At 44.9% G+C, this 20,741-nt stretch carries 24 protein-coding genes; 6 read left to right on the forward strand and 18 right to left on the reverse strand.

The window, feature by feature from the left end; all coding sequences use genetic code 11:
- Positions 1-16: 16 nt before the first annotated feature.
- Positions 17-493: a divergent PAP2 family protein gene (locus NSQ16_RS16635; protein WP_003244337.1), complete on the forward strand. Its 477-nt coding sequence runs from the start codon at positions 17-19 to the stop codon at positions 491-493.
- Positions 494-522: 29 nt separating this feature from the next.
- Here the strand turns inward: NSQ16_RS16635 and spsC are convergent, their stop codons facing one another.
- The 4 genes from spsC to NSQ16_RS16655 all read right to left on the reverse strand — a co-directional run bounded on the left by spsC (position 523) and on the right by NSQ16_RS16655 (position 3,193).
- Positions 523-1,179 (reverse strand): stationary phase survival protein SpsC, encoded by a 657-nt coding sequence (spsC, locus tag NSQ16_RS16640; protein ID WP_072175151.1) that lies wholly within the window; start codon positions 1,177-1,179, stop codon positions 523-525.
- 103 nt (positions 1,180-1,282) lie between these two features.
- Positions 1,283-1,603, reverse strand: a complete 321-nt coding sequence (locus NSQ16_RS16645; RefSeq protein WP_339232334.1) for a YuiB family protein — start codon at positions 1,601-1,603, stop codon at positions 1,283-1,285.
- Positions 1,604-1,656: 53 nt separating this feature from the next.
- On the reverse strand, positions 1,657-1,800 hold the full coding sequence (locus NSQ16_RS16650) for a YuiA family protein (RefSeq protein WP_003243733.1): 144 nt from the start codon (positions 1,798-1,800) through the stop codon (positions 1,657-1,659).
- A 172-nt stretch (positions 1,801-1,972) separates the two neighbouring features.
- Positions 1,973-3,193, reverse strand: coding sequence for an NAD(P)/FAD-dependent oxidoreductase (locus tag NSQ16_RS16655; RefSeq protein ID WP_339232335.1), 1,221 nt, complete (start codon positions 3,191-3,193; stop codon positions 1,973-1,975).
- A 331-nt stretch (positions 3,194-3,524) separates the two neighbouring features.
- On the opposite strand from NSQ16_RS16655, the gene yumC reads away from it, so the two are divergent.
- A complete protein-coding gene (gene yumC, locus NSQ16_RS16660) occupies positions 3,525-4,523 on the forward strand; it encodes a ferredoxin--NADP reductase 2 (RefSeq protein ID WP_003220618.1) in 999 nt (332 codons plus the stop codon).
- A gap of 39 nt (positions 4,524-4,562) precedes the next feature.
- Here yumC and NSQ16_RS16665 read toward each other — a convergent pair whose 3' ends face one another.
- The gene (locus NSQ16_RS16665) at positions 4,563-4,703 is read right to left on the reverse strand and encodes a hypothetical protein (protein WP_003228723.1); all 141 of its coding nucleotides are present in this window, start codon (positions 4,701-4,703) and stop codon (positions 4,563-4,565) included.
- Between the two features lie 278 nt (positions 4,704-4,981).
- On the opposite strand from NSQ16_RS16665, the gene guaC reads away from it, so the two are divergent.
- Complete coding sequence (gene guaC, locus NSQ16_RS16670) at positions 4,982-5,962, forward strand: GMP reductase (RefSeq protein WP_029318473.1); 981 nt, start codon at positions 4,982-4,984, stop codon at positions 5,960-5,962.
- Between the two features lie 73 nt (positions 5,963-6,035).
- Here the strand turns inward: guaC and paiB are convergent, their stop codons facing one another.
- The 6 genes from paiB to NSQ16_RS16700 form a co-directional block, all read right to left on the reverse strand.
- Entirely contained in the window at positions 6,036-6,659 is a 624-nt protein-coding gene (gene paiB / locus NSQ16_RS16675; RefSeq protein WP_032677055.1) for a protease synthase/sporulation negative transcriptional regulator PaiB, read from the reverse strand.
- A gap of 23 nt (positions 6,660-6,682) precedes the next feature.
- Positions 6,683-7,201 carry a spermidine/spermine N(1)-acetyltransferase gene (paiA, locus tag NSQ16_RS16680; RefSeq protein WP_003228717.1) on the reverse strand — a complete coding sequence of 173 codons (519 nt, stop codon included), beginning with the start codon at positions 7,199-7,201 and terminating at the stop codon, positions 6,683-6,685.
- A 339-nt stretch (positions 7,202-7,540) separates the two neighbouring features.
- The gene (locus tag NSQ16_RS16685; protein WP_003244166.1) at positions 7,541-7,903 is read right to left on the reverse strand and encodes an iron-sulfur cluster assembly accessory protein; all 363 of its coding nucleotides are present in this window, start codon (positions 7,901-7,903) and stop codon (positions 7,541-7,543) included.
- 78 nt (positions 7,904-7,981) lie between these two features.
- Positions 7,982-8,836 (reverse strand): diaminopimelate epimerase, encoded by an 855-nt coding sequence (gene dapF, locus NSQ16_RS16690; RefSeq protein WP_032677054.1) that lies wholly within the window; start codon positions 8,834-8,836, stop codon positions 7,982-7,984.
- A 122-nt stretch (positions 8,837-8,958) separates the two neighbouring features.
- Positions 8,959-10,173, reverse strand: coding sequence for a NupC/NupG family nucleoside CNT transporter (locus NSQ16_RS16695; protein ID WP_003228710.1), 1,215 nt, complete (start codon positions 10,171-10,173; stop codon positions 8,959-8,961).
- A gap of 136 nt (positions 10,174-10,309) precedes the next feature.
- A complete protein-coding gene (locus NSQ16_RS16700; RefSeq protein ID WP_003222913.1) occupies positions 10,310-10,546 on the reverse strand; it encodes a YuzB family protein in 237 nt (78 codons plus the stop codon).
- Between the two features lie 262 nt (positions 10,547-10,808).
- Between NSQ16_RS16700 and NSQ16_RS16705 the strand changes: the two genes are divergently transcribed.
- A complete protein-coding gene (locus NSQ16_RS16705) occupies positions 10,809-11,876 on the forward strand; it encodes an NAD(P)/FAD-dependent oxidoreductase (RefSeq protein WP_003228707.1) in 1,068 nt (355 codons plus the stop codon).
- Positions 11,877-11,901: 25 nt separating this feature from the next.
- Here NSQ16_RS16705 and NSQ16_RS16710 read toward each other — a convergent pair whose 3' ends face one another.
- Positions 11,902-12,228: a YuzD family protein gene (locus NSQ16_RS16710; protein WP_049140550.1), complete on the reverse strand. Its 327-nt coding sequence runs from the start codon at positions 12,226-12,228 to the stop codon at positions 11,902-11,904.
- Between the two features lie 99 nt (positions 12,229-12,327).
- Between NSQ16_RS16710 and NSQ16_RS16715 the strand changes: the two genes are divergently transcribed.
- Positions 12,328-12,663: a NifU family protein gene (locus NSQ16_RS16715; RefSeq protein WP_010886606.1), complete on the forward strand. Its 336-nt coding sequence runs from the start codon at positions 12,328-12,330 to the stop codon at positions 12,661-12,663.
- 42 nt (positions 12,664-12,705) lie between these two features.
- On the opposite strand, the gene NSQ16_RS16720 is transcribed toward NSQ16_RS16715, so the two are convergent.
- The 5 genes from NSQ16_RS16720 to cotNH form a co-directional block, all read right to left on the reverse strand.
- Complete coding sequence (locus tag NSQ16_RS16720; protein ID WP_230488095.1) at positions 12,706-14,679, reverse strand: S9 family peptidase; 1,974 nt, start codon at positions 14,677-14,679, stop codon at positions 12,706-12,708.
- A 106-nt stretch (positions 14,680-14,785) separates the two neighbouring features.
- Positions 14,786-15,715: a homoserine kinase gene (thrB, locus tag NSQ16_RS16725; protein ID WP_003228699.1), complete on the reverse strand. Its 930-nt coding sequence runs from the start codon at positions 15,713-15,715 to the stop codon at positions 14,786-14,788.
- A complete protein-coding gene (gene thrC / locus NSQ16_RS16730; RefSeq protein WP_026113691.1) occupies positions 15,712-16,770 on the reverse strand; it encodes a threonine synthase in 1,059 nt (352 codons plus the stop codon). The genes thrB and thrC overlap by 4 nt, the downstream gene beginning before the upstream one ends.
- Complete coding sequence (locus tag NSQ16_RS16735; protein WP_003228694.1) at positions 16,770-18,071, reverse strand: homoserine dehydrogenase; 1,302 nt, start codon at positions 18,069-18,071, stop codon at positions 16,770-16,772. Before NSQ16_RS16735 ends, thrC begins: the two co-directional genes overlap by 1 nt.
- Before the next feature lie 200 nt (positions 18,072-18,271).
- The gene (cotNH, locus tag NSQ16_RS16740; protein ID WP_003242649.1) at positions 18,272-19,291 is read right to left on the reverse strand and encodes a spore coat-associated protein CotNH; all 1,020 of its coding nucleotides are present in this window, start codon (positions 19,289-19,291) and stop codon (positions 18,272-18,274) included.
- Between the two features lie 152 nt (positions 19,292-19,443).
- Here cotNH and NSQ16_RS16745 point away from each other — a divergent pair, with 152 nt between their 5' ends.
- Positions 19,444-19,944, forward strand: coding sequence for a phosphatidylglycerophosphatase A (locus tag NSQ16_RS16745; RefSeq protein ID WP_003243814.1), 501 nt, complete (start codon positions 19,444-19,446; stop codon positions 19,942-19,944).
- 26 nt (positions 19,945-19,970) lie between these two features.
- On the opposite strand, the gene nucF is transcribed toward NSQ16_RS16745, so the two are convergent.
- Positions 19,971-20,741: a 5' nucleotidase NucF gene (gene nucF / locus NSQ16_RS16750; RefSeq protein ID WP_003243196.1), complete on the reverse strand. Its 771-nt coding sequence runs from the start codon at positions 20,739-20,741 to the stop codon at positions 19,971-19,973.

The raw sequence follows: 20,741 nt of genomic DNA on the forward strand, positions 1-20,741 counted from the left end.
AGAAAGGATGTCGCCGATGGAACTTTTAACGAATTTTCCTTTATTATCAAGCCTGGCCGCAATTATTTTTGCTCAGGTCATCAAAGTGCCCATACAGTTTATCGTGTCCAGAAAACTGGACTGGTCGCTGGTCACAAGCACAGGCGGCATGCCCAGCTCTCACTCCGCAGCGGTCACTGCACTTTCAACAGGCGTAGCCTTGGAGCATGGATTAGACTCCTCACTCTTTGCGGTTTCCGCCATTTTCGCCGTCATAACCATGTTTGACGCAACTGGCGTCAGACGCCACGCCGGTGAGCAGGCAACAGTCATTAATAAGCTTGTCATTGATTTTAACCGTTTCGTAAATGAAGCGAAGGACTTCCCTAAGGCTGCAGAGAAAGAAAAGCAAAAAAAGCTGAAAGAGCTTCTCGGACATCAGCCGATCGAAGTCTTTTTCGGAGGATTAACAGGTATTTTACTGACATTGGTACTCGCTTACTTTTTCATGTAAAAAAACGCTCCTGCTTTCGCTGGAGCGTTTTATTCTTTCACAGTTTTATATTGATTTCTGAACACTTGCAAAGATTTTGTTTCATTGAGCTTCTCAAGCTCATCCTCGGTAATCTTTCCCGTTCCCTTTTTAATCACATATACATCAAGGGTTTTTTTGCCCCATTCATTGTATACATCTTTGACTGTCTCAAAGTACAGATCAAGGCGGTTTCCCTTAATAGCTGATCCTGTGTCGGCCACAACTCCGAGACCGTAGTTCGGAATGAATAAAATTGTTCCGATCGGGAAAACGGACGGGTCAGCAGCAACCGTGGAATATAAATCCCGTTTCACTTTCACACCTGAATATGTAAGCCCGTATAATGGATCACCGGGATTTTTGCCCGTCGACTCAGCTCCTGCTGTGTAGCCTGTTGCTGTTACTCTTTGGACTGGATATTCATCCCAATCAAATGCCTCTTCTAACGGTTTTGTTTTATCCTCAGCCGCGGACGTGGTTTGTGTTTGTTTCTGCTGCAATGCTTTTAATGTCAGTCCTGCATGCTTCAAGTGCTTTTCCTGATGTTCCTGCACCCATTTTGACAAGTCCTTCGCTTCAATTCCTGACACTGATAAAAATGTCGTGCCAAATGCAAGCAGAAATAAACAGGTCATCAGCAAACGTCTGATCATATTCAACATCATTCACCTCTCCTCCGAATCATTGTTCCCAAGTGGAGAGAGCATTATTCAAAATGGTGAATGAGCTGAACGCATAAAAAAAGCTTTCTTTAGAAGAAAGCGGCATTTAAAACATTTGATATCCTCTTTTTCTGAGCATGTTGATCGCTATACCGGACACGATGGCGCCGGCCAAACCGCTGACTAAAATCAGCACATCGGCAGCCGCTAATGATAAGACACGATGAAACAGGCTGGCAAAGGATTCTCCCGGCGACTGGACATAGCTGATCAGCTTTTCTTTGCTGATAATGGAAAGGCATACAATCGGATAAATCACAGCCATAATCCAAGACATTCTCAGCAGCATGTTTAATAAGAAACCGATTCCAAAAAACAAGACAAAAAACAAAACAATTGAGATGATTACAACTGGCAGACTAATCAACCTATTCCACCCCCCTGCGTTGTTTTTAGTGTAACGCGGGGGCTGAAATAAAGTCAACGGCTGGAAAAAGAATGACTGTCTTTTCCTGTCCCCTGGCAAGACGGACAAGTCTCTGAACCGCCGAGAATCAATTGAAAATATCCTTTCCCTGAACAAAATGGGCATGCATGTGAAGCGGTTGTCGTTGCAGTTTTCATCTAATCATCACCCTTTTTCTTAATTTTCTGATAATATACCATATCAAGCTGTCAACAATAAAGTCAGATCATGTAACAAATCTTTTGATGTAAGCGGAAACATACTTGTTTTCCTCTCGTTCTCTTTTTATTTTGGCGTTTTTTAATAAAGAAAACCCGCTTCCGCGGGTTTTTAGAAAAACTTGAACTTGCCTTTTTTCAGTGTCAGTCCGAGTCCGCCAATCATAAACAGCGAGCGGTTATCAATGACTTTTTTCATAAACGAAGCGGGCGTGCCTTTCAGCTTTCTGCCATAAACAACCCCAACCGCGTTATGCTCGCCAAGAGAAGCCACTGTTCCCTTAATGTCCGGCTTGAATTCCTCAAGCTCTCCGCCTTTAATAAGCCTGCCAAGGTTTTTAGCGACCGTTATGCCCTGCTGCATTGCAATTTGCGCAGTCGGCGGATACGGACGCTCTGTATCTTCATTCATAAACAGCGAGCTGTCGCCGAGAATAAAGACATTGTCATGTCCCGGGGCGCGGAGATCAGGATTAACTTTGACTCGGCCGCGCATATTTTCAAAACCGGCTTCCTCCACAATCGGATGGCCGCGGACACCTGCCGCCCAAACAACGGTTTGCGATTTGATCTGCTCTGGTTCCTCATCTTTTTTGCCGACTCTGACTCCTTCTGGTGTACATTCTTGTACAGCCGTGCCGATCTTGAACTCAACTCCGTTTTCCTCAAGATAATGTACGGCATAGTCAACAAGTTCCGGATCAAAGCCCGGCAAAACGGTCGGCGCTGCTTCCACACAAATGATACGGACAAGGCTTCTGTCAACGTCATATTCCTTACAGAGCTCCGGCACGCGAGCAGCCAGCTCGCCAAGAAATTCAATTCCCGTAAATCCGGCACCGCCAACAACGATCGTTAACCTGTCCGGCCGTTTTTCCGCTTCCGTATTGTAAGTCGCAAACTGCAGCTCAATATGTTCCCGCAGCAGGCGCGACGTGTTGATGTTGGTAATCGGAAACGCATATTCTTTTAAGCCTTTAATGCCGAACGTTTCAGGCACGGCGCCGAGCCCGATGACTAAATAATCGTACTGCAGTTCTCCATTCGCAAGCACAACTTTTTTCTCATCAATTTTGATTGCCTTTACGGTATCCTGTACAAAATTCACCCGTGACTGGTTGATTACATCTTTTATCTGATAACGGCAGCGGTCATGATGGAGCGTACCCGCGCTCGCTTCATGCATCCATGTCGTTTCATAATGATAATTGTGTTTATTTACAAGCGTAATGTCAGCATCATTCGGCCCGACATACTTCGTCAGCCTTGTCACCGTCATCAATCCGCCATATCCTGCACCTAAAATCACGATTTTGGGCTTATTCAATGCCATCACATCCACCTTCTCTTTTTTTGCTTTTGTTAGACCCATAATAAAATCATCATTTGTGTTAGCTTCAGCTTATTGGCGGGATTTTATGAAATATATTGAAAAGTTTTTTGTGAAGTCCTTACCCGTAGCACTATTATCATGTTTATCCGGCTGGCCCAAGAAACATTCAGAAAAAGATCATTTCATTTGGTTATTATCGTAGCGGCCTGCGGAAATATTTTCAAGAACGGATGGGCACGTTAGATCCTTACGATTTTTTCTGCTGACTCGTCAATTTGAACGGCAATATGGTATAATTAATAACAATTTTCATTTAGGAGGCAATTTTCGTATGCGAGAGGATACAAAGGTTTATGATATTACAATTATAGGCGGGGGACCGGTCGGCTTATTCACCGCTTTTTACGGCGGGATGAGACAGGCAAGCGTCAAAATTATCGAAAGCCTGCCTCAGCTCGGCGGACAGCTTAGCGCCCTATACCCTGAGAAGTATATATATGATGTAGCGGGATTCCCGAAAATCCGCGCGCAAGAGCTTATCAATAACCTAAAAGAGCAAATGGCGAAATTCGACCAAACCATTTGTCTGGAGCAAGCGGTTGAATCTGTTGAGAAACAAGCGGACGGCGTGTTTAAGCTTGTAACAAATGAAGAAACCCACTACTCTAAAACGGTCATCATCACTGCAGGAAACGGCGCATTCAAACCGAGAAAGCTGGAACTTGAAAATGCCGAGCAGTATGAAGGCAAAAACCTCCATTACTTCGTTGATGATCTGCAAAAATTTGCCGGCAGACGCGTTGCGATCCTTGGCGGTGGAGATTCCGCGGTTGACTGGGCGCTTATGCTTGAGCCGATCGCAAAAGAAGTATCGATCATTCACCGCCGCGACAAGTTCCGTGCGCACGAGCACAGTGTGGAAAACCTTCATGCGTCGAAGGTTAATGTCCTGACACCATTCGTCCCTGCGGAGCTGATCGGCGAAGACAAAATCGAACAGCTAGTGCTTGAAGAAGTGAAAGGCGACCGCAAAGAGATTTTAGAAATTGATGACTTAATCGTCAACTACGGTTTCGTTTCATCTCTTGGACCGATCAAAAACTGGGGTCTGGACATCGAGAAAAATTCCATTGTCGTAAAATCAACAATGGAAACAAATATCGAAGGCTTCTTTGCAGCAGGTGACATTTGTACATACGAAGGAAAAGTCAACCTGATTGCCAGCGGCTTCGGTGAGGCACCGACAGCAGTGAACAACGCCAAGGCTTACATGGACCCGAAAGCCCGCGTACAGCCTCTTCACTCAACAAGTCTTTTTGAAAATAAATAATAAAAAAAGAGAGCTTGTGTCTGCGACACAGCTCCTTTTTTATTTGAAGATATTTATATAATTCAATGCAGTTCCTACAACCAGCGCAATCACAAGGGCTGCGACTACCCAGATCATTGCCATAATAATGCGGTCCTGAATCTTTTGGGACTTCGGTGTTTTTTCTTCGTTTTGGGCCATCTTATTCGCTCCTTTCCCATGTCCATGCCATAAAGAAAGCCTGGTGCTGAACGACCAAGCTTTGCTGAACGTATATCATTCGCGTTTTGATCCGCTCTCTAAGACCATTCGTTAAAACTATGATACCTAAACTCACCCTGCATGACAAGCTTCGGCACTTGCACCACACCTGCCAGCAAATCATAATGTTTGACATCCTAAATAAAACAGAGTACATTATATAAGGCGAACATTTCATATATTATACTTTTAAATATTCGTTTTTAGGAGTGAAAACCATGGAAAACGTATTTGATTACGAAGATATTCAGCTAATTCCTGCAAAATGCATTGTGAATAGCCGTTCAGAATGTGATACATCCGTACGTTTAGGCGGACATACATTTAAATTGCCCGTCGTCCCTGCCAATATGCAGACGATTATAGATGAAAAACTAGCGATTTCATTAGCCGAAAATGGCTACTTTTATGTGATGCACCGATTTGAGCCTGAGACACGAATTGATTTTATTAAAGATATGAATGCACGCGGGTTATTCTCTTCTATCAGCGTGGGCGTCAAAGATGAGGAGTATGAATTTGTCCGCCAGCTGGCAGAAGAAAATCTGACTCCTGAATACGTGACAATTGACATTGCTCACGGGCACTCAAATGCTGTCATTGAAATGATCCAGCACCTTAAAAAACATTTGCCGGACAGCTTTGTTATTGCTGGCAATGTCGGAACGCCGGAAGCGGTCAGAGAGCTTGAAAATGCGGGAGCGGATGCCACTAAAGTCGGCATCGGACCGGGAAAAGTATGTATTACGAAAATCAAAACAGGCTTCGGCACAGGCGGCTGGCAATTAGCAGCGCTGCGCTGGTGTGCCAAGGCTGCCAGCAAACCGATTATCGCGGATGGCGGCATCCGCACCCATGGCGACATCGCAAAATCAATCCGATTCGGCGCAACGATGGTCATGATCGGTTCACTATTTGCCGGACACGAAGAATCGCCAGGCCAAACGATCGAAAAAGACGGAAAGCTTTACAAGGAGTACTTCGGCTCAGCCTCTGAATTCCAAAAAGGCGAAAAGAAAAATGTCGAAGGCAAAAAAATGCACGTGGCGCATAAAGGCTCAATCAAGGATACACTGATTGAAATGGAGCAGGATCTTCAATCTTCTATTTCTTATGCAGGCGGAACAAAGCTTGACGCCATCCGCAATGTGGATTATGTGATTGTGAAAAATTCCATTTTTAATGGGGATAAATATTAATCATAAAAAAACGCCAAGTCAGCGGTTCTCCGCTTGAGTTGGCGTTTTCTGCTACTTCTTCAGCAAAGTAAGCTTATATTTGCTTTTTGAATTTATCTTCCATCAGTTCTGCCATTTGTTTTGCATTTGGATTTTCTTCATTTTGCAACTGTTCAATGATGTTCATATAATCCGTTTCATTTCGGTTCTGGCTTAATTTATATGCCGCTTGAATGTCTTCCACCTTAATCTTAAATCCAACGATACCTTTCAATTCACTTTCTAAGAGTTTTGGAGAAAGCTTATCCCATAACACAGGATTGTCACGATGTTTTTCGTATTTCTCCAGCATGATTGTTAATTCTTCTGCTAATTCATCTTTCTCTAACATACTTGCTTTTCCATACATGTGGACAGTCTGATAATTCCACGTCGGAACATTTTCGCGTGAATACCAGGAAGAAGAAATATAAGCGTGCGGTCCCTGAAACATGACAAGCACATCTTCACAGGCTTCAAACGTTCTCCACTGAGGATTTCCATAAGCGAAATGCCCCGTAATATAGTAATGATCATCTTTTTTATTGAATCCTAACGGCAAATGTGTGGCAATTGGTTTTCCTTGTTCTGTTGTGACAATCGTACCAAAGGAGTTTTCTTGTACAAAATTCCAAATTTCTTCAGCATTTGTGACTTTAAAATATTTTGGAATATACATCATCATCCACCCTTCGAAAAATATTATATGAGTGTTTTAGCCATGATTAAATCCGTTTGCTCTTCATCACCCATATAAAAAGAGTGGGCGCCGGTCTGAACAAACCCCATTCTCTTATAAAAGGCAATGGCATTTTCATTTTTTTCCCACACACCTAGCCAAATGTTCTTTTTATTACGTTCCAGTGCAATTTCTATAGCTTTATTCAGCAGATGTTTGCCAAGCCCATGTTTTTGAAAGTTGTTCTTTATATAAATTCTCTCAATTTCAAGTGATTCAGCACCCATTTCTTCAGACTGAGCATCATCGATATTGACCTTTACATATCCAGCGATTTCATGATCAAAGTAAATAAAAAAGAATTGCGAAGACATATTGGATAACTCTTTTTCCAGCTGCTCAGTGTTAAATGCGCTTTCTAAATAGGCTTTCATATTTTCAGGTGAGTTCTGTTCTTTAAAAGTGTCATTGAATGTTTCAATACTCAATTGTTGAAGTGTTTGTAAATCTTCCCGGCTGCATTTTTTCATTTTTACACTCATTGTTCGGATTCAGCCCCTTTATTTAAAATTCAATTGTCTTGTGTCCCTTTTTAATATATTTAAACACGGAACAGATACTGACCTTGTTACCATTCCAAAAATCTTCTTCATCACCAACTCCCTATCGTGATTTTGTTGCAAATGCAATAAAACATACCCCGCATTAAATATAGCGTAACTTTGCTGTATTTACAACAAAAATCAAACAACAAAGCAGCGTTTCTCTTGCCGAAGTCCCCGGAACTCTCTGCATCATTTCCCCATAATAAAAACGCCTCCCTTAACGATGATTTATCGCTAAGAAAAGCGTCAGTAATAGTTGCTATCCGTTTTTAGTGCTTAGCACTCTTCAGGCTTGCCTGCATTCGTTGCTGTTCTGAACGAAGAACCGCAGCCGCATGAAGCGATGGCGTTTGGATTGTCGATGGTGAAGCCGCCGCCGAGCATGGATTGTTTATAATCAATCACGGTGCCGTTCATGATGTCAAGGCTTTCTTTGTCAACTAGAACAGTGATGCCGTGCTGATCAAACACACTGTCTGATTCACTCTTTTCATGCTCAAAGCCCATGCCGTAAGAAAGTCCGCTGCAGCCGCCGCCTTTGACGCCTACACGCAGAAACGCGTTTTCTTCTTCATGCTCTTTCATCATATCTTTTATATGCAAAGCTGCTGCTTCTGTAATTGTTACCGGGTTGCTCATCATTGTGAACCTCCTTTTAAAAACCGGTTGCTGTCTTTTATTATAAACATGATCGTTCCAATTCTCAAACAAGGTGTTTTACAAGAAATAGACACCCTCACAAACGGTTTCAGCCGGCCCTGTCATCATTACATGGCCGTTATCTTTCCAGTTTATCACCAAATCCCCGCCTGCTAAATGCACCGTGATGTCTTGATTTCGCTTTGATACGCCGTTTAATACAGATGCGACTGCCGCTGCACATGCTCCTGTCCCGCATGCCTGAGTAATCCCTGATCCCCGTTCCCAGACGCGGAAATGCAATTCTTGTTCATTCACGGTTTCAACGAATTCCACATTGATGCCTTCCGGAAATCTCGGATCTTTCTCAATCACCGGCCCCAGTGTCGTTAAGGGTGCCTGTTCAATGTCTGCGATCGGAAAAACGATATGCGGATTTCCCATTGAAACGGCAGTGCCTGTTAGTTCTACTTCACCAAATGCCATCGTTTCATTGATTGTGTGCTCTCCCCCGCCGTCAAGCATCGGAAGCTCGGATTTTGTCAAGCGCGGTTCGCCCATATCGACAGTGACCACATTCACTTTTCCGTTTTCGACTTGAACCTCCGCTTTCACAAGCCCGGAGAGAGTTTCAATCAGAAAAGATGTTTCCTCAACTAGCTTATGCTCATATGCGTATTTTGCGACGCAGCGCAGGCCGTTGCCGCAGTTTTTCCCTTCAGATCCGTCATTATTAAAAATCCGCATTTTAACAGGCGCTTGGTCTGATGGGCATATCAGGATCATTCCGTCCGATCCGATCCCTGTATAAACAGAAGAAACCTGAATTGCAATCTCTGACAGTTTTTCTTCTGGAAGCTGTTCTTCAAATTGATTCACATAAATATAACTGTTTCCCAGGCCGTGCATTTTGGTAAATCGAAATGAGTTCATAGGTGCCTCCAACTTTTTTTCTTTTTCTTAGTATAAAAGCTATTATAAGCGGACACAATACAATTATCCCCCGTTTTTCATACATAAAAGCTCCTTGCACTGACGCAAGGAGCTTTTATCGTTTATATAAACATGCCGGCAATGGCTGCGCTGAGCAGATTGGCTAATGTTCCTGCAAGAACAGCCTTCAGGCCGAGACGCGCGATATCTGAACGGCGGCTGGGTGCTAATCCGCCCAGCGTACCAAGCATAATCGCAATTGATGAAAAATTGGCGAATCCGCATAACGCGAAACTGATAATGGTAGCAGTTTTCTTAGAAAACTCGCCGATGTGCGGACCGAAGTTAGAATAAGCGACAAACTCATTCAGCACCAATTTCTGGCCGATATAGCTTCCCGCCTGCAATGCTTCATGCCAAGGCACGCCAATCAAAAAGGCGATAGGAGAAAACACATAGCCGAGAATGGATTCTAATGTTACGCCTTTTAAACCGAACAAGCCGAAAGCCCCACCGAGAATACCGTTTACTACAGCGATTAACGCAACAAACGCAAGCAGCATCGCCCCAACGTTTAACGCAATTTGCAGTCCTGTTGACGCTCCCTTTGCCGCTGCGTCAATGACATTGGCTGCGCCTTCGCCTTCATCCATTTTGAAATCGCTTTTTACGGTTTGCGTTTTTTCCGTTTCGGGTATAATCAATTTACCAAAGACTAGTCCAGCTGGAGCAGCCATAAAGCTGGCCGCCAGCAAGTATTCAATCGGAATACCGAGAAGCGCGTACCCAAACAAGGTAGATCCCGCAACTGCCGATAGACCGCTCGTCATAATCGTAAACAACTCAGAGCGCGTCAGTCCCGCAATCAGGGGTTTGATCACTAACGGAGATTCTGATTGTCCTACAAAAATATTGGCAGCAGCCGCCAGAGATTCCGTTTTGCTTGTTCCAAGGAGCTTCGACAATCCGCCGCCAATGACACGGAAAACGAGCTGCATGATTTTCAAATGATATAAAACTGCAATCAGTGCTGAGAAGAAAATGATAACGGGCAGTACACTTAATGCAAAGGCCGGACTGTCTCCGACCTTTAGAAGCGGTCCAAAAATAAAACTGATGCCTTCATTGGCATAGTCAATCAGAAGCTGTACACGGCTTGAAAACCATAAAAAAACAGCGCGTCCCGCTTCCCATTTCAACACGATGTATCCAAACGCCACCTGTGTGCATAAACCAACGATGACGGTTCTTATCTTAATATTGCTTTTCTTTTCTGAAAATAAAAACGCGATAGCAATGATCGCAACTGCGCCCAGCAGCCCCCACAGAACATTCATGAATACTCGTACACCTCTTAAATTTTATTTAAAAAAATATCTTTTATACGATAACAATAATATTTTTTGATGTCTACACATTTTTTTAGTTCTTTTGTACAGCAAAATAAAAAAGGGCCTGTCCAGGCCCTTTTCTTTAAAACATTGGATTTTCTTCAATAAAGGTATATATATTCTCAACAAGCTCAGCAGGCGTTTCACCCATGACGACTTCTCCGTTTACCAGAGCGAAAAGCGATTCCATGCATGTCCCGCAGTAGCTTAAGCAGCCATATTCAAGGACATCAAGGTTGGGATCCTTCTCCAAAATCGCCCGGGCTTCCTGAGAGCCGTGAGCCAGATTGCTGACACAAAATTCAATCATTGGATTCATGCGGTTTCACCTCACATATGTCCATTATCGCGAATTTTTCACTATTCGTCAAAGACAACGGATGATTCAAAATTTATTATCGTAACATATTATTTCTCAAATAACGTTTTACTAATTTGTGTTTTCAGGCTAAATTGTAGGTTATTTTGAAACTATTATTGTGATTTTAGATCAAATTCGATATAATTCTAGATGTTATTTTACATAGTTCGTATTTTCTTCAATGTATCTATCATACTCTTCGGATTAAAGGGGAATTCAAATGAAAAAATTGGTCTTGATCGGCGGAGGTTACGGGAACATGCGTGTTCTTCATCGCTTATTGCCAAACCAGCTGCCTGATGATGTTTCAATCACGTTAATTGACAGAAATCCTTATCACTGCTTGAAAACAGAATATTATGCCCTTGCCGCAGGCACAATTTCTGACCATCATATCAGAGTGTCATTCCCAGAGCACCCTCGCCTGGATGTCCAATACGGTGATATCACATCAATTGATATTGTACAAAAACAAGTGCTGTTCCAAGATCGTGAACCGATTTCTTACGATGACGCCGTAATCGGGCTCGGCTGTGAGGATAAATATCACAACGTGCCGGGAGCGCCTGAATTCACCTACAGTATTCAAACCATCGATCAGTCCCGCGAAACCTACCAAAAGCTGAATAATCTGAGCGCTAATGCCACCGTCGCCATTGTCGGAGCGGGCTTAAGCGGCGTTGAGCTTGCAAGTGAATTGAGAGAAAGCCGTGATGACCTGAACATTATTTTGTTCGACCGCGGTAATCTCATTTTATCAAGCTTTCCCGAGCGTTTAAGCAAATATGTGCAAAAATGGTTCGAAGAGCACGGTGTCCGCATTATTAACAGGGCAAATATCACAAAAGTAGAAGAAGGCGTTGTGTATAACCACGATGATCCGATTTCTGCAGACGCCATCGTGTGGACAGCCGGCATCCAGCCAAACAAAGTCGTCAGAGACTTAGATGTGGAGAAGGACGCACAAGGGCGTATTGTATTAACGCCACATCACAATCTTCCAGGTGATGAACATCTGTACGTTGTCGGCGATTGCGCCAGCCTTCCTCATGCGCCGAGCGCCCAGCTGGCAGAGGCTCAAGCAGAGCAGATTGTCCAAATCTTGCAAAAACGCTGGAATGGAGAAGCCCTGCCTGAATCAATGCCTCAGTTTAAGCTTAAAGGCGTCCTCGGTTCACTCGGAAAAAAAGCCGGCTTCGGGCTTGTTGCTGACCGTCCGCTGATCGGCCGTGTTCCGCGTATGCTGAAATCCGGCTTGCTGTGGATGTATAAACACCATAACGGTTAATGATAGAGAAGAACCGCTGATCAAGTCAGCGGTTTTCTGTATACCCATGCTTCTCCATTTCCTCATAAACGTCTTTTAATTTTGGATTGCCTTCACCGACAATTTTGTCTTCTACAAGCACAAGCGGATAAAAATACTCGTCATTTCTGATTTTTTCCGCAAGCTCTTTCGCATGTTCATTGTCAGGCGGCTCATGAATATCGATGTACTGCATCTCAAAAGGCTGATTTGGATATTTTCTTTTCAGCGCAGCCCCAAGCCACTCGTATGTATCCTTGGCTGTAGGCATATTTACACAGCTCGCACAAACGGTTTCTGCCCCGTACACGCTTAGCATGACTGGTTTCATCACTTGTAGACGCCCCCTTCTCCTATGTAAGTCCTTTCTTTTAAGTATACAGAGCCTAATGGCGTTTTTATAGAAAAAAACCGTTTTTGTGTTGAAGTCTGAATGTGCTATAATAGGGAAAGCAACTTTGCAAACCAAACAATAGATTTTTATTGTTACACTGAATATAATGGTTTTATGACGACGAAAGGAGCGAATGTCATGACTGAAGTTGAAATGAAAGAACAGGTGCAGGAAGTACTGGACAAACTTCGTCCGTTTTTACTTCGTGACGGCGGTGACTGTGAGCTTGTAGACGTAGATGAAGGTATCGTTAAGCTTCGTCTTCTAGGCGCATGCGGCAGCTGCCCAAGTTCAACAATTACGCTGAAAGCCGGAATTGAGCGCGCTCTTCTAGAAGAAGTGCCGGGTGTCGTTGAAGTAGAACAAGTCTTTTAATAAAGCAGCCAGGCGGATATTTGATCAGCCTGGCTTTTTTTATTAGAGATATTGGTCAAACCATGAGCTGATATAATTCAGGCGCTTGATCCGCTGTCTTGGGTGTCCGGTGCGTGACAAATTGTGCGATGCATTCGGAAAACGGACAAGCTTGGTTTCCTTGCCCATTTTTTTCAGAGCGATAAACAGCTGCTCCGCCTGCTCGATCGGGCATCGGTCATCCCGCTCGCCATGCAGAATCAAAAGCGGTGTCTCCACGTTTGCTGCGTATTTTAAAGGAGACCGGTCCCAGAGCTTTTCTGTGTCCTCAAACATGTCATGCTCAAGCTGCCAGTCTGTAAAGAAATAGCCGATATCACTGACGCCGTGAAAGCTGATCCAGTTTGAAATCGAGCGCTGGGTGACGGCAGCTTTAAAGCGGTTTGTCTGTCCGACGATCCAGTTGGTCATAAAACCTCCGTAGCTTCCGCCCGTGACACCAAGCCGCTTAGGATCAATATGCGGATCTCGCTTGATAGCCTCATCCACAGCTTGCATCACATCGTCATAATCCTTTCCTCCATAATCTCCTCTGACCGCATTCACAAATTCCTGCCCGTAGCCGTGGCTTCCTCTCGGATTGATATAAACGACCGCGTATCCTTTCGCCGCCAGCACCTGAAACTCATGAAAATATGTATGTCCGTACATCATATGCGGACCGCCGTGTATGTTGAGAATAAGTGGATATGATGTCTCACCTTCCATTTGTGCAGGCTTCATCAGCCAGCCGTTCACCGTCACGCCGTCTTCTGTAGCATATTGAATCTCTTCAGGTATAGATATCGTATGCTCACTGACAAACTTGTCATTCGCGCCAGTCAGCTGTTTCTCTTCCTGTCCAAGCGGGATACTGTAAAGCTCACTCGGTCTATCCGGCTTTGTCACACTGGCAATAAAGTGCTGTTCATCAGGTGAAAGAGAAAAGCTATTGATATACTCTTTTTCCAGACGAACCGGATACACAAGGCCTTCAATCGAAATATAATAGATGCCCGTGCTGCCTTGATCTGTGCCGATGACATAAAACCCTTGGCTGTCCTTTGTCCAAATCGGGCGCTGTTCAGCACCACCGATCAATGAATCTCCAATCAGCGCATCCGCTAAATGAACGTCCAGCATCTCAGTCAGACATGTGAGGCGGCCTTGTTCGATATCATAGAGCCACGCCTTTGAGAGCGTTGCATTCTTATATTCCTTTTCATTTCCAAGCAAAGCAAGATACCTTACGTCTGGTGAAAATGAACTAGATCCGAATGAGCCGCGATGAGGTGTAACCTGCTTAAGATCTCCAGACTCCAGTGACATCATGTAAACATCATGCGGCTTGCTGGCATCATCTGTTTCAGTTAAATTAGCTGAGAAAACAAGCCATTTGCCGTCAGGAGAAAAAGCAGGATCACCATGATCAGCTTTGTGACTTGTCAGCTCCTTCATCTCACCCGACTTTACGCTGACAAGCACAAGCTGGGCATACGCGCCTCTCGTCAGCCCTTTGCCGTCCCGTTTGTAGGAGAGGCTTTGCACCTCAACAGGTTCATAGCTGTCCTGCTCTGTTTTTTCTCGGTCATCAATGCTTTCTCCCTCTCCTAAACTGACAGTGACCAGAATCGATTCGCCATCCGGGGACCATATTGGCTTTGACACGCCATACGGGATATCAGTCAGTTTTCTCGCTTCTCCGCCTTCAGCGCTCATCATATACAGCTGTGCCGCATCGCCTTCTCGATCAGAAATAAAGGCAAGCGTGCGCCCGTCCGGAGACCATCTTGGGTCGGTGCTTCGCTTTTCTCCATGTGTCCAAGGAACAGACCCGCCCGTTTTCGTTTCATAGATCCATATATTTGATGTATACGAATCTTTCTCTTGATTTACTTGTGATTTTACATATGCGGCACGGGTGCCGTCTGGAGCGTATTGAGGATCGGTCACAGAGACAATCGCTGTGATGTCGTCTGCGGTTATCAGCTTTTTCATATTCATCTCCTCCTTTTTACATGTATTTCGTTTTTCTAAATAAAAACTCCTTTATCTCCAGCAAAAAAAGCGCCCTCCGCTGACGCTGAGGAACGCTTGGCATGATCTATACACTTTTTACTTGATATAAAGGATTTCGCTCTATTATACTTCCCTCTTTCGGAACGGTCAAAGCGTCTACTTCACAATGAGGGAAATGAAGCGCGAGCTGTTCTTTTAGCTCTTCTCCCTTTCCTTTTTCGGTCATGACGAGAATCGTTGGGCCTGCTCCGCTGAGAGCCGTTCCATATGCGCCCTTCATCTCGGCGACGTGCTCTACTTTTGACAGCTCAGGCACAAGCATCGCCCGGTACGGCTGATGGAACATATCCTTCTTCATGATTTTCCCGACAAGCGGCCAATCCTTGGACATGATCGCAGCAATGAGGATATTGCTGACAGCACTTGCTTTTACGGCATCGGCATATGGAAACTCCTTCGGAAGCACGTCTCTCGCGTCTCTTGTCAGCACTTCATAAAAAGGAATGACAACGACTACGTCAATGTCAGCATTCGGGACGCGGATCATTTGGGTCTCGTCATCCTCATGCAGGCCGATCACAAGTCCGCCGACGAGAGAAGCGCCAGCATTGTCCGGGTGTCCTTCTTCTAGACTGGCTAAATGCAGCTTGTCCGCTTCAGACAGCTTTAAGCCGCATAATTCATCAGCCAGTTCAATGGCCGCTACAATCGCCGCGGCGCTGCTGCCAAGGCCGCGTGCAAGCGGGATGTCGCTCCACACCTTCACATGGACAGGAGGCATTTCTTTTCCGTACAAATCTGCGGTCCGTTTAGCCACTTGATAGATCAGGTTATCTGTACCCGCCGGAATTCCGGCGACTGTTTCTGTTTCAGCCTCAAAAGACCATTTGTCGCTTTCAAAGACGGTCAGCTTCAAATATCTGCTGAGCGCCATTCCGACTGAATCAAAGCCGGGGCCTAGGTTAGCTGTGCTTCCGGGAACAGTGACAGAGAACAGCATGTCGGCTTCGTTCATACACGGGCCGCTCCTTTTACATATTCAAGGATGCTGTCTTCATCAGTCGGCAATGTGACAGGCTTGATTTCTGAAATGTCGACCGCTGTGTTCGGATCTTTCAGTCCGTTTCCTGTTAACACAGCTACGACCTTGCTGCCTTTCGGAATTTCTCCGGATTTCACCTGTTTCAGCACTCCTGCGATAGACGCGCAAGAACCTGGTTCTGCAAACACGCCTTCTACACGGGCGATCAGCTGATATGCGTGAAGGATTTCATCATCAGTGACTTCGTCAATTTTCCCATTGGATTCCTCGGCTGCCTTTACAGCTTTGTCCCAGCTTGCCGGGTTTCCGATACGAATGGCTGTCGCTATTGTTTCCGGATTTTCAATCACTTCATTGCGCACGATTGCCGCCGCACCCTCAGCTTCAAAGCCGCGCATTTTCGGAAGGCCTGTGCCGTTTTTCTCATGATATTCCTTGAAGCCCTTCCAGTACGCAGTGATGTTTCCCGCGTTTCCGACCGGGATCGCTAAAACATCAGGCGCTTGCCCCAGCTGTTCACACACTTCGAAGGCAGCAGTTTTTTGGCCTTCAATGCGGTAAGGGTTGACTGAGTTGACAAGGGCAATCGGTGATTTCTCACAGATGGAACGGACAATTTTAAGCGCATCGTCAAAGTTTCCGTCAATTGCGATAATCTCGGCTCCGTACATGACAGCTTGAGCGAGTTTTCCAAATGCAATTTTTCCGTTCGGGATGATGACAATGCATTTCATGTTAGCACGGGCTGCATATGCTGCCGCAGCAGCGGAAGTGTTACCTGTTGACGCGCACATAATCGTGTCATTGCCTTCTTCTTTTGCCTTTGCCACAGCCATAACCATTCCGCGATCTTTAAATGATCCCGTAGGATTGACGCCTTCCGTTTTGACATGAAGCTCAATTCCGAGCTGCTCAGACAGCTTCGGCAGGTGAATAAGAGGTGTGTTTCCTTCATGTAAAGTTAGCGCTGGTGTTTGATCTGTTACAGGTAAAAATTCTTTATATTGATGGATAAGTCCTTTCCACATTAGCTCCAACCGTTCCCTTCTACACGATATGTGCTTTTGACTTCTTGAACGACTTCCAAATCATTTAGGTTTTGCAGGATATCACTGAAATCAGCTTCTGATGTATGATGTGTGACAATTACGATTTCAGCTAACTCATCATGGCCTTTAATTGGCAGCTGAAGGATTTTTTCAAAGCTCACGCCCCGCTCTGAGAACACAGATGTAATTTTCGAGAATGAACCAACCTCATCTTTTACATGAATTCTTAAAAACTGCTGTGCATAAATGTCAGACGGCGATTTCATGTTTTTCTCATATTGCGGTCCGACAAAGCTGTTGCCGGTTACACCGAGGCGCATATTTTTCATGACAGCGACGAGGTCAGAAACAACGGATGTCGCTGTCGGCATGCTTCCGGCTCCCGGCCCGTAGAACATCGTCTCACCGACAGCCTCGCCGTATACATAAACAGCGTTAAACTCATTATGAACAGCAGAAAGCGGATGGTGGTCAGGAAGCAGTGTCGGCTGTACGCTGACCTCGATTTTGCTGCCGTCACGCTGAGCAATCCCGATCAGCTTCATTGTATAGCCGAGGCGTTTGCTGAAGCTGATGTCCTCGTCTGTAATTTGGGAGATCCCCTTTACTTTGACGTCTTCCAGATCCACGTTCATCGAGAAGCCGAGGCGCGCCAATATCGCCATTTTCCGTGCGGCGTCAAGCCCTTCCACGTCAGAAGTCGGATCAGCTTCGGCAAAACCGAGATCCTGCGCTTCCTTGAGCACTTCCTCGTATGGGCTTTTCTCTTTGATCATTTTGGTTAAGATAAAGTTTGTTGTGCCGTTCACAATTCCCATCATTTTTGTAATTCGATCTGATGAGAGGCCTTCCTCTAACGTGCGCAGAATCGGAATCCCGCCGGCAACACTGGCTTCAAAGTAGATATCGCATCCATTTTCCTTCGCTTCAGCAAGCAGCTCGGAGCCGTACACAGCCATTAAGTCCTTGTTTGCTGTGACAACATGCTTTTTCGATCTCAGCGCGTCGACCAAATATTGTTTTGTCTGTTCAACGCCGCCGATCACCTCGATGACGACATCAACATCTGGATCATCAATGACATCATACACTTCTGTCGTGAGCACTTCCTTCGGCAAATCTACTTCTCTCTTTTTCTCTAAATCTTTTACAAGCACTTTTTTTATCGTAACCGGACAGCCGACCTGATGCATAAGCTTATCCTGATGGTCTTGAATAATTTTAACGACACCGCTTCCGACGGTACCTAAACCTAAAAGCCCTACACGAATCGCTTTCAAAAAAACTCCACCTTTCTTTTGATTGTCCTCTTGGAAAAGACAATTGTTAACTCAACACAGACATATAAGTTACAAACATTATATAAGCCCGCTCCTGTTTTGACAAGACAGCATTAGGCTGAATTTTGCGAATGTAAACGCTTAACGCATTGATATGACAAGATTCTTTATTTTCTAATTATTTTTGTCAGATTTTCTCCTCACCTTGAGCTGCCTTTGCCGAGCCAGCTGACGCGTGGAACAAACAGCTTCTGCGCCCGCATATTCATGAATTCCTGCGCTGTATTGAGAAATTGTTCATAACGCCCACAGTCATTAAGAATGAAGTCAAGCTGTTCTTCAAAATAATGCTTTTCTGATTCTGATGACATGTAATAGCTTTCTACGATTTCAAAATAATGAAGCGGGAAAAGCAGACGGCTGTATAAAAGGCGTTTCGAAAATGAAGACAGCGGTGTGACTTGCTCGTATTCCTGTAAAAAGAGAAAGCCCTGCTGATTAAAATCTTGTCTGTGATGCAAAAACGTATGCCTCATATATTCAGCCAAATCACGGGAAGCGTGGTCAAACACCCAATCCGCCGGAATCCTGATCAATGATTCCGGTGACCATGTATGCCTTTCCATCCGCTGATGGCATATCGTTCCTGAATCAGCGGCTTGGGGCTTGTCATCCAGCTCAGTGTCCACTAAATATTGTATCGCGTTTTCTGACAGTCCTAAATAATATGGAAATGATTCGATCATTTTTTTATCGAATGGCTCATGCGGAGGGGTCTGAACCTTTCTCTGCCAGAATGCTTCCAGCTGATCAATTCGTTTTCCCCACAGATCCTTCCACTGGCCGATTCTTCCGGCTGCCTTCACCTCATATGGATATCCTCGGCCTTTTCGGTGAAATTCCGCAAGCTCCGCTCCAATGGAGAACGCCCTGTTTGAATAAGGGGGGGCCGCCTTCAGCAGAGCGTACGTTTTTCCCTCATGTTCAAATGTCAGTTCACCTTCTTTTGTAAAGATAAAAACCGAAACGTATGGGTCACTTTGTTCTTGTAAATACTGACTCATGTAATAAAGCTCCGCCAGCTCTGTTTCTGAGAATTGGGAAACGGGGACAATCAGAAAGTATGAATTAGGCGTCTGAAAGCATTGATATGTGTGCTGGTACATGGAAAGCTGCCTGATGTGAATGCCGTATTTTTCTTTTATTGTACCTTTCACCATGATCACCTGCCTGTTGAATTAGGGCTCATCACATCGTAGTCATACACAGCCGGAATTATGAATACATATTTTAATCCGAAGAAGGCGCAAGAAAAAGTCGTAAACTTCTCAAGCATTTTGTATAAACTAGTAAAAAAGATTGGGTGAAGCTGATGTCAGAAAACGAACAATTCAGTCAGATGGAAGCTAAAGCAAGAGCACGGATGAAGGAGCGCGGCGTTGAGGTATCAGACATTGCCGAGCTTGTCTTTTTTCTGCAGAAAAAATATCATCCGGATTTAACCATTGATGAATGCACGCTGAACGTCAATCGTGTTCTCGCAAAACGCGAGGTGCAAAACGCGATTTTAACGGGCATTGAATTGGATGTTCTTGCTGAGCAGAAAAAACTGTCTGAACCGCTGCAAACGATGCTGGAAATAGATGAAAGCCTATATGGAGTAGATGAAGTTCTGGCATTTTCCATTGTGAACATTTACGGATCGATCGGGTTTACGAACTACGGTTACATCGACAAAGAAAAACCCGGAATCCTTAAACGATTGAATGATAAATCAACCGGTGAATGCCATACCTTTTTAGATGACATCGTCGGAGCGATTTCCGCCGCGGCTTCAAGCAGACTTGCTCACCGCGCGCGGCATACAGAATAAGGGCACCCTTTTAGGGCGCCCTTTTTTCAAATGTATGGAATCCATTCAGTCAGAGAGTCAATGGCGTGAGTCGGTTTTTCCATATCGTCTGTCATATGTTCTCTTTTCGTTACGCCTGTGTGAACGAGCAGCGTATCCATACCCGCGTTTATGCCGGCCATAATATCAGTGGCGTAGTTGTCGCCGACCATGAGTGTTTCAGACACATCTGTGCCGAGAACGCGCATCGCCTGCTCCATAATAATTGATTCCGGCTTGCCGATAAATACAGGCTGTACACCTGTAGATACGGTTAACACCGATGTCAGTGAGCCGTTTCCCGGCAGAAGCCCTCTTTCAGTCGGAATCGCAATATCTCCGTTAGTGGAAATAAAGCGGGCGCCATTTCTGATTGCCAGGCAGCCGACAGCAAATTTTTCGTATGTAATGGAACGGTCGATGCCAACAACGACAAAGTCCGCGTTTTCTCCGCCAAATGTCAGGCCGTTTTCTTCAATCGCCTGGCGGATTCCTTCCTCCCCAATCACATACACAGACGCGTCTTTTTTCTGCTGTGCAATGTGCTGGGCAGTTGCCATGCTGGTCGTGAAGACCTGCTCTTCTGTTGCCGGAATATCAAAAGACACGAGCTTGTCCGCTACCTGCTTCGGTGTGCGCGAAGAGTTGTTTGTCACGAAAAGATAAGGAACGCCGCGATCTTTCAGCGTTCTGACAAATTCACACGCTTCCTCGATTTTTTCCGTGCCATTGTACATCGTTCCGTCTAAATCAATTAAATACCCTTTATATGTTTTCAT

Origin of the sequence: Bacillus sp. PS108, from assembly GCF_037963335.1 — a bacterium.
GTDB classification, from domain to species: Bacteria; Bacillota; Bacilli; order Bacillales; family Bacillaceae; genus Bacillus; species Bacillus subtilis.

Coding starts and splice junctions, on each gene's coding strand:
- NSQ16_RS16635 (WP_003244337.1), top strand. CDS start 17: ATGGAACTTTTAACGAATTTTCCTTTATTATCAAGCCTGGCCGCAATT.
- spsC (WP_072175151.1), bottom strand. CDS start 1,179: ATGATGTTGAATATGATCAGACGTTTGCTGATGACCTGTTTATTTCTG.
- NSQ16_RS16650 (WP_003243733.1), bottom strand. CDS start 1,800: ATGAAAACTGCAACGACAACCGCTTCACATGCATGCCCATTTTGTTCA.
- NSQ16_RS16655 (WP_339232335.1), bottom strand. CDS start 3,193: ATGGCATTGAATAAGCCCAAAATCGTGATTTTAGGTGCAGGATATGGC.
- yumC (WP_003220618.1), top strand. CDS start 3,525: ATGCGAGAGGATACAAAGGTTTATGATATTACAATTATAGGCGGGGGA.
- NSQ16_RS16665 (WP_003228723.1), bottom strand. CDS start 4,703: ATGGCCCAAAACGAAGAAAAAACACCGAAGTCCCAAAAGATTCAGGAC.
- guaC (WP_029318473.1), top strand. CDS start 4,982: ATGGAAAACGTATTTGATTACGAAGATATTCAGCTAATTCCTGCAAAA.
- paiB (WP_032677055.1), bottom strand. CDS start 6,659: ATGTATATTCCAAAATATTTTAAAGTCACAAATGCTGAAGAAATTTGG.
- paiA (WP_003228717.1), bottom strand. CDS start 7,201: ATGAGTGTAAAAATGAAAAAATGCAGCCGGGAAGATTTACAAACACTT.
- NSQ16_RS16685 (WP_003244166.1), bottom strand. CDS start 7,903: ATGAGCAACCCGGTAACAATTACAGAAGCAGCAGCTTTGCATATAAAA.
- dapF (WP_032677054.1), bottom strand. CDS start 8,836: ATGAACTCATTTCGATTTACCAAAATGCACGGCCTGGGAAACAGTTAT.
- NSQ16_RS16695 (WP_003228710.1), bottom strand. CDS start 10,173: ATGAATGTTCTGTGGGGGCTGCTGGGCGCAGTTGCGATCATTGCTATC.
- NSQ16_RS16700 (WP_003222913.1), bottom strand. CDS start 10,546: ATGAATCCAATGATTGAATTTTGTGTCAGCAATCTGGCTCACGGCTCT.
- NSQ16_RS16705 (WP_003228707.1), top strand. CDS start 10,809: ATGAAAAAATTGGTCTTGATCGGCGGAGGTTACGGGAACATGCGTGTT.
- NSQ16_RS16715 (WP_010886606.1), top strand. CDS start 12,328: ATGTGCTATAATAGGGAAAGCAACTTTGCAAACCAAACAATAGATTTT.
- NSQ16_RS16720 (WP_230488095.1), bottom strand. CDS start 14,679: ATGAAAAAGCTGATAACCGCAGACGACATCACAGCGATTGTCTCTGTG.
- thrB (WP_003228699.1), bottom strand. CDS start 15,715: ATGAACGAAGCCGACATGCTGTTCTCTGTCACTGTTCCCGGAAGCACA.
- thrC (WP_026113691.1), bottom strand. CDS start 16,770: ATGTGGAAAGGACTTATCCATCAATATAAAGAATTTTTACCTGTAACA.
- cotNH (WP_003242649.1), bottom strand. CDS start 19,291: ATGGTGAAAGGTACAATAAAAGAAAAATACGGCATTCACATCAGGCAG.
- NSQ16_RS16745 (WP_003243814.1), top strand. CDS start 19,444: ATGTCAGAAAACGAACAATTCAGTCAGATGGAAGCTAAAGCAAGAGCA.
- nucF (WP_003243196.1), bottom strand. CDS start 20,741: ATGAAAACATATAAAGGGTATTTAATTGATTTAGACGGAACGATGTAC.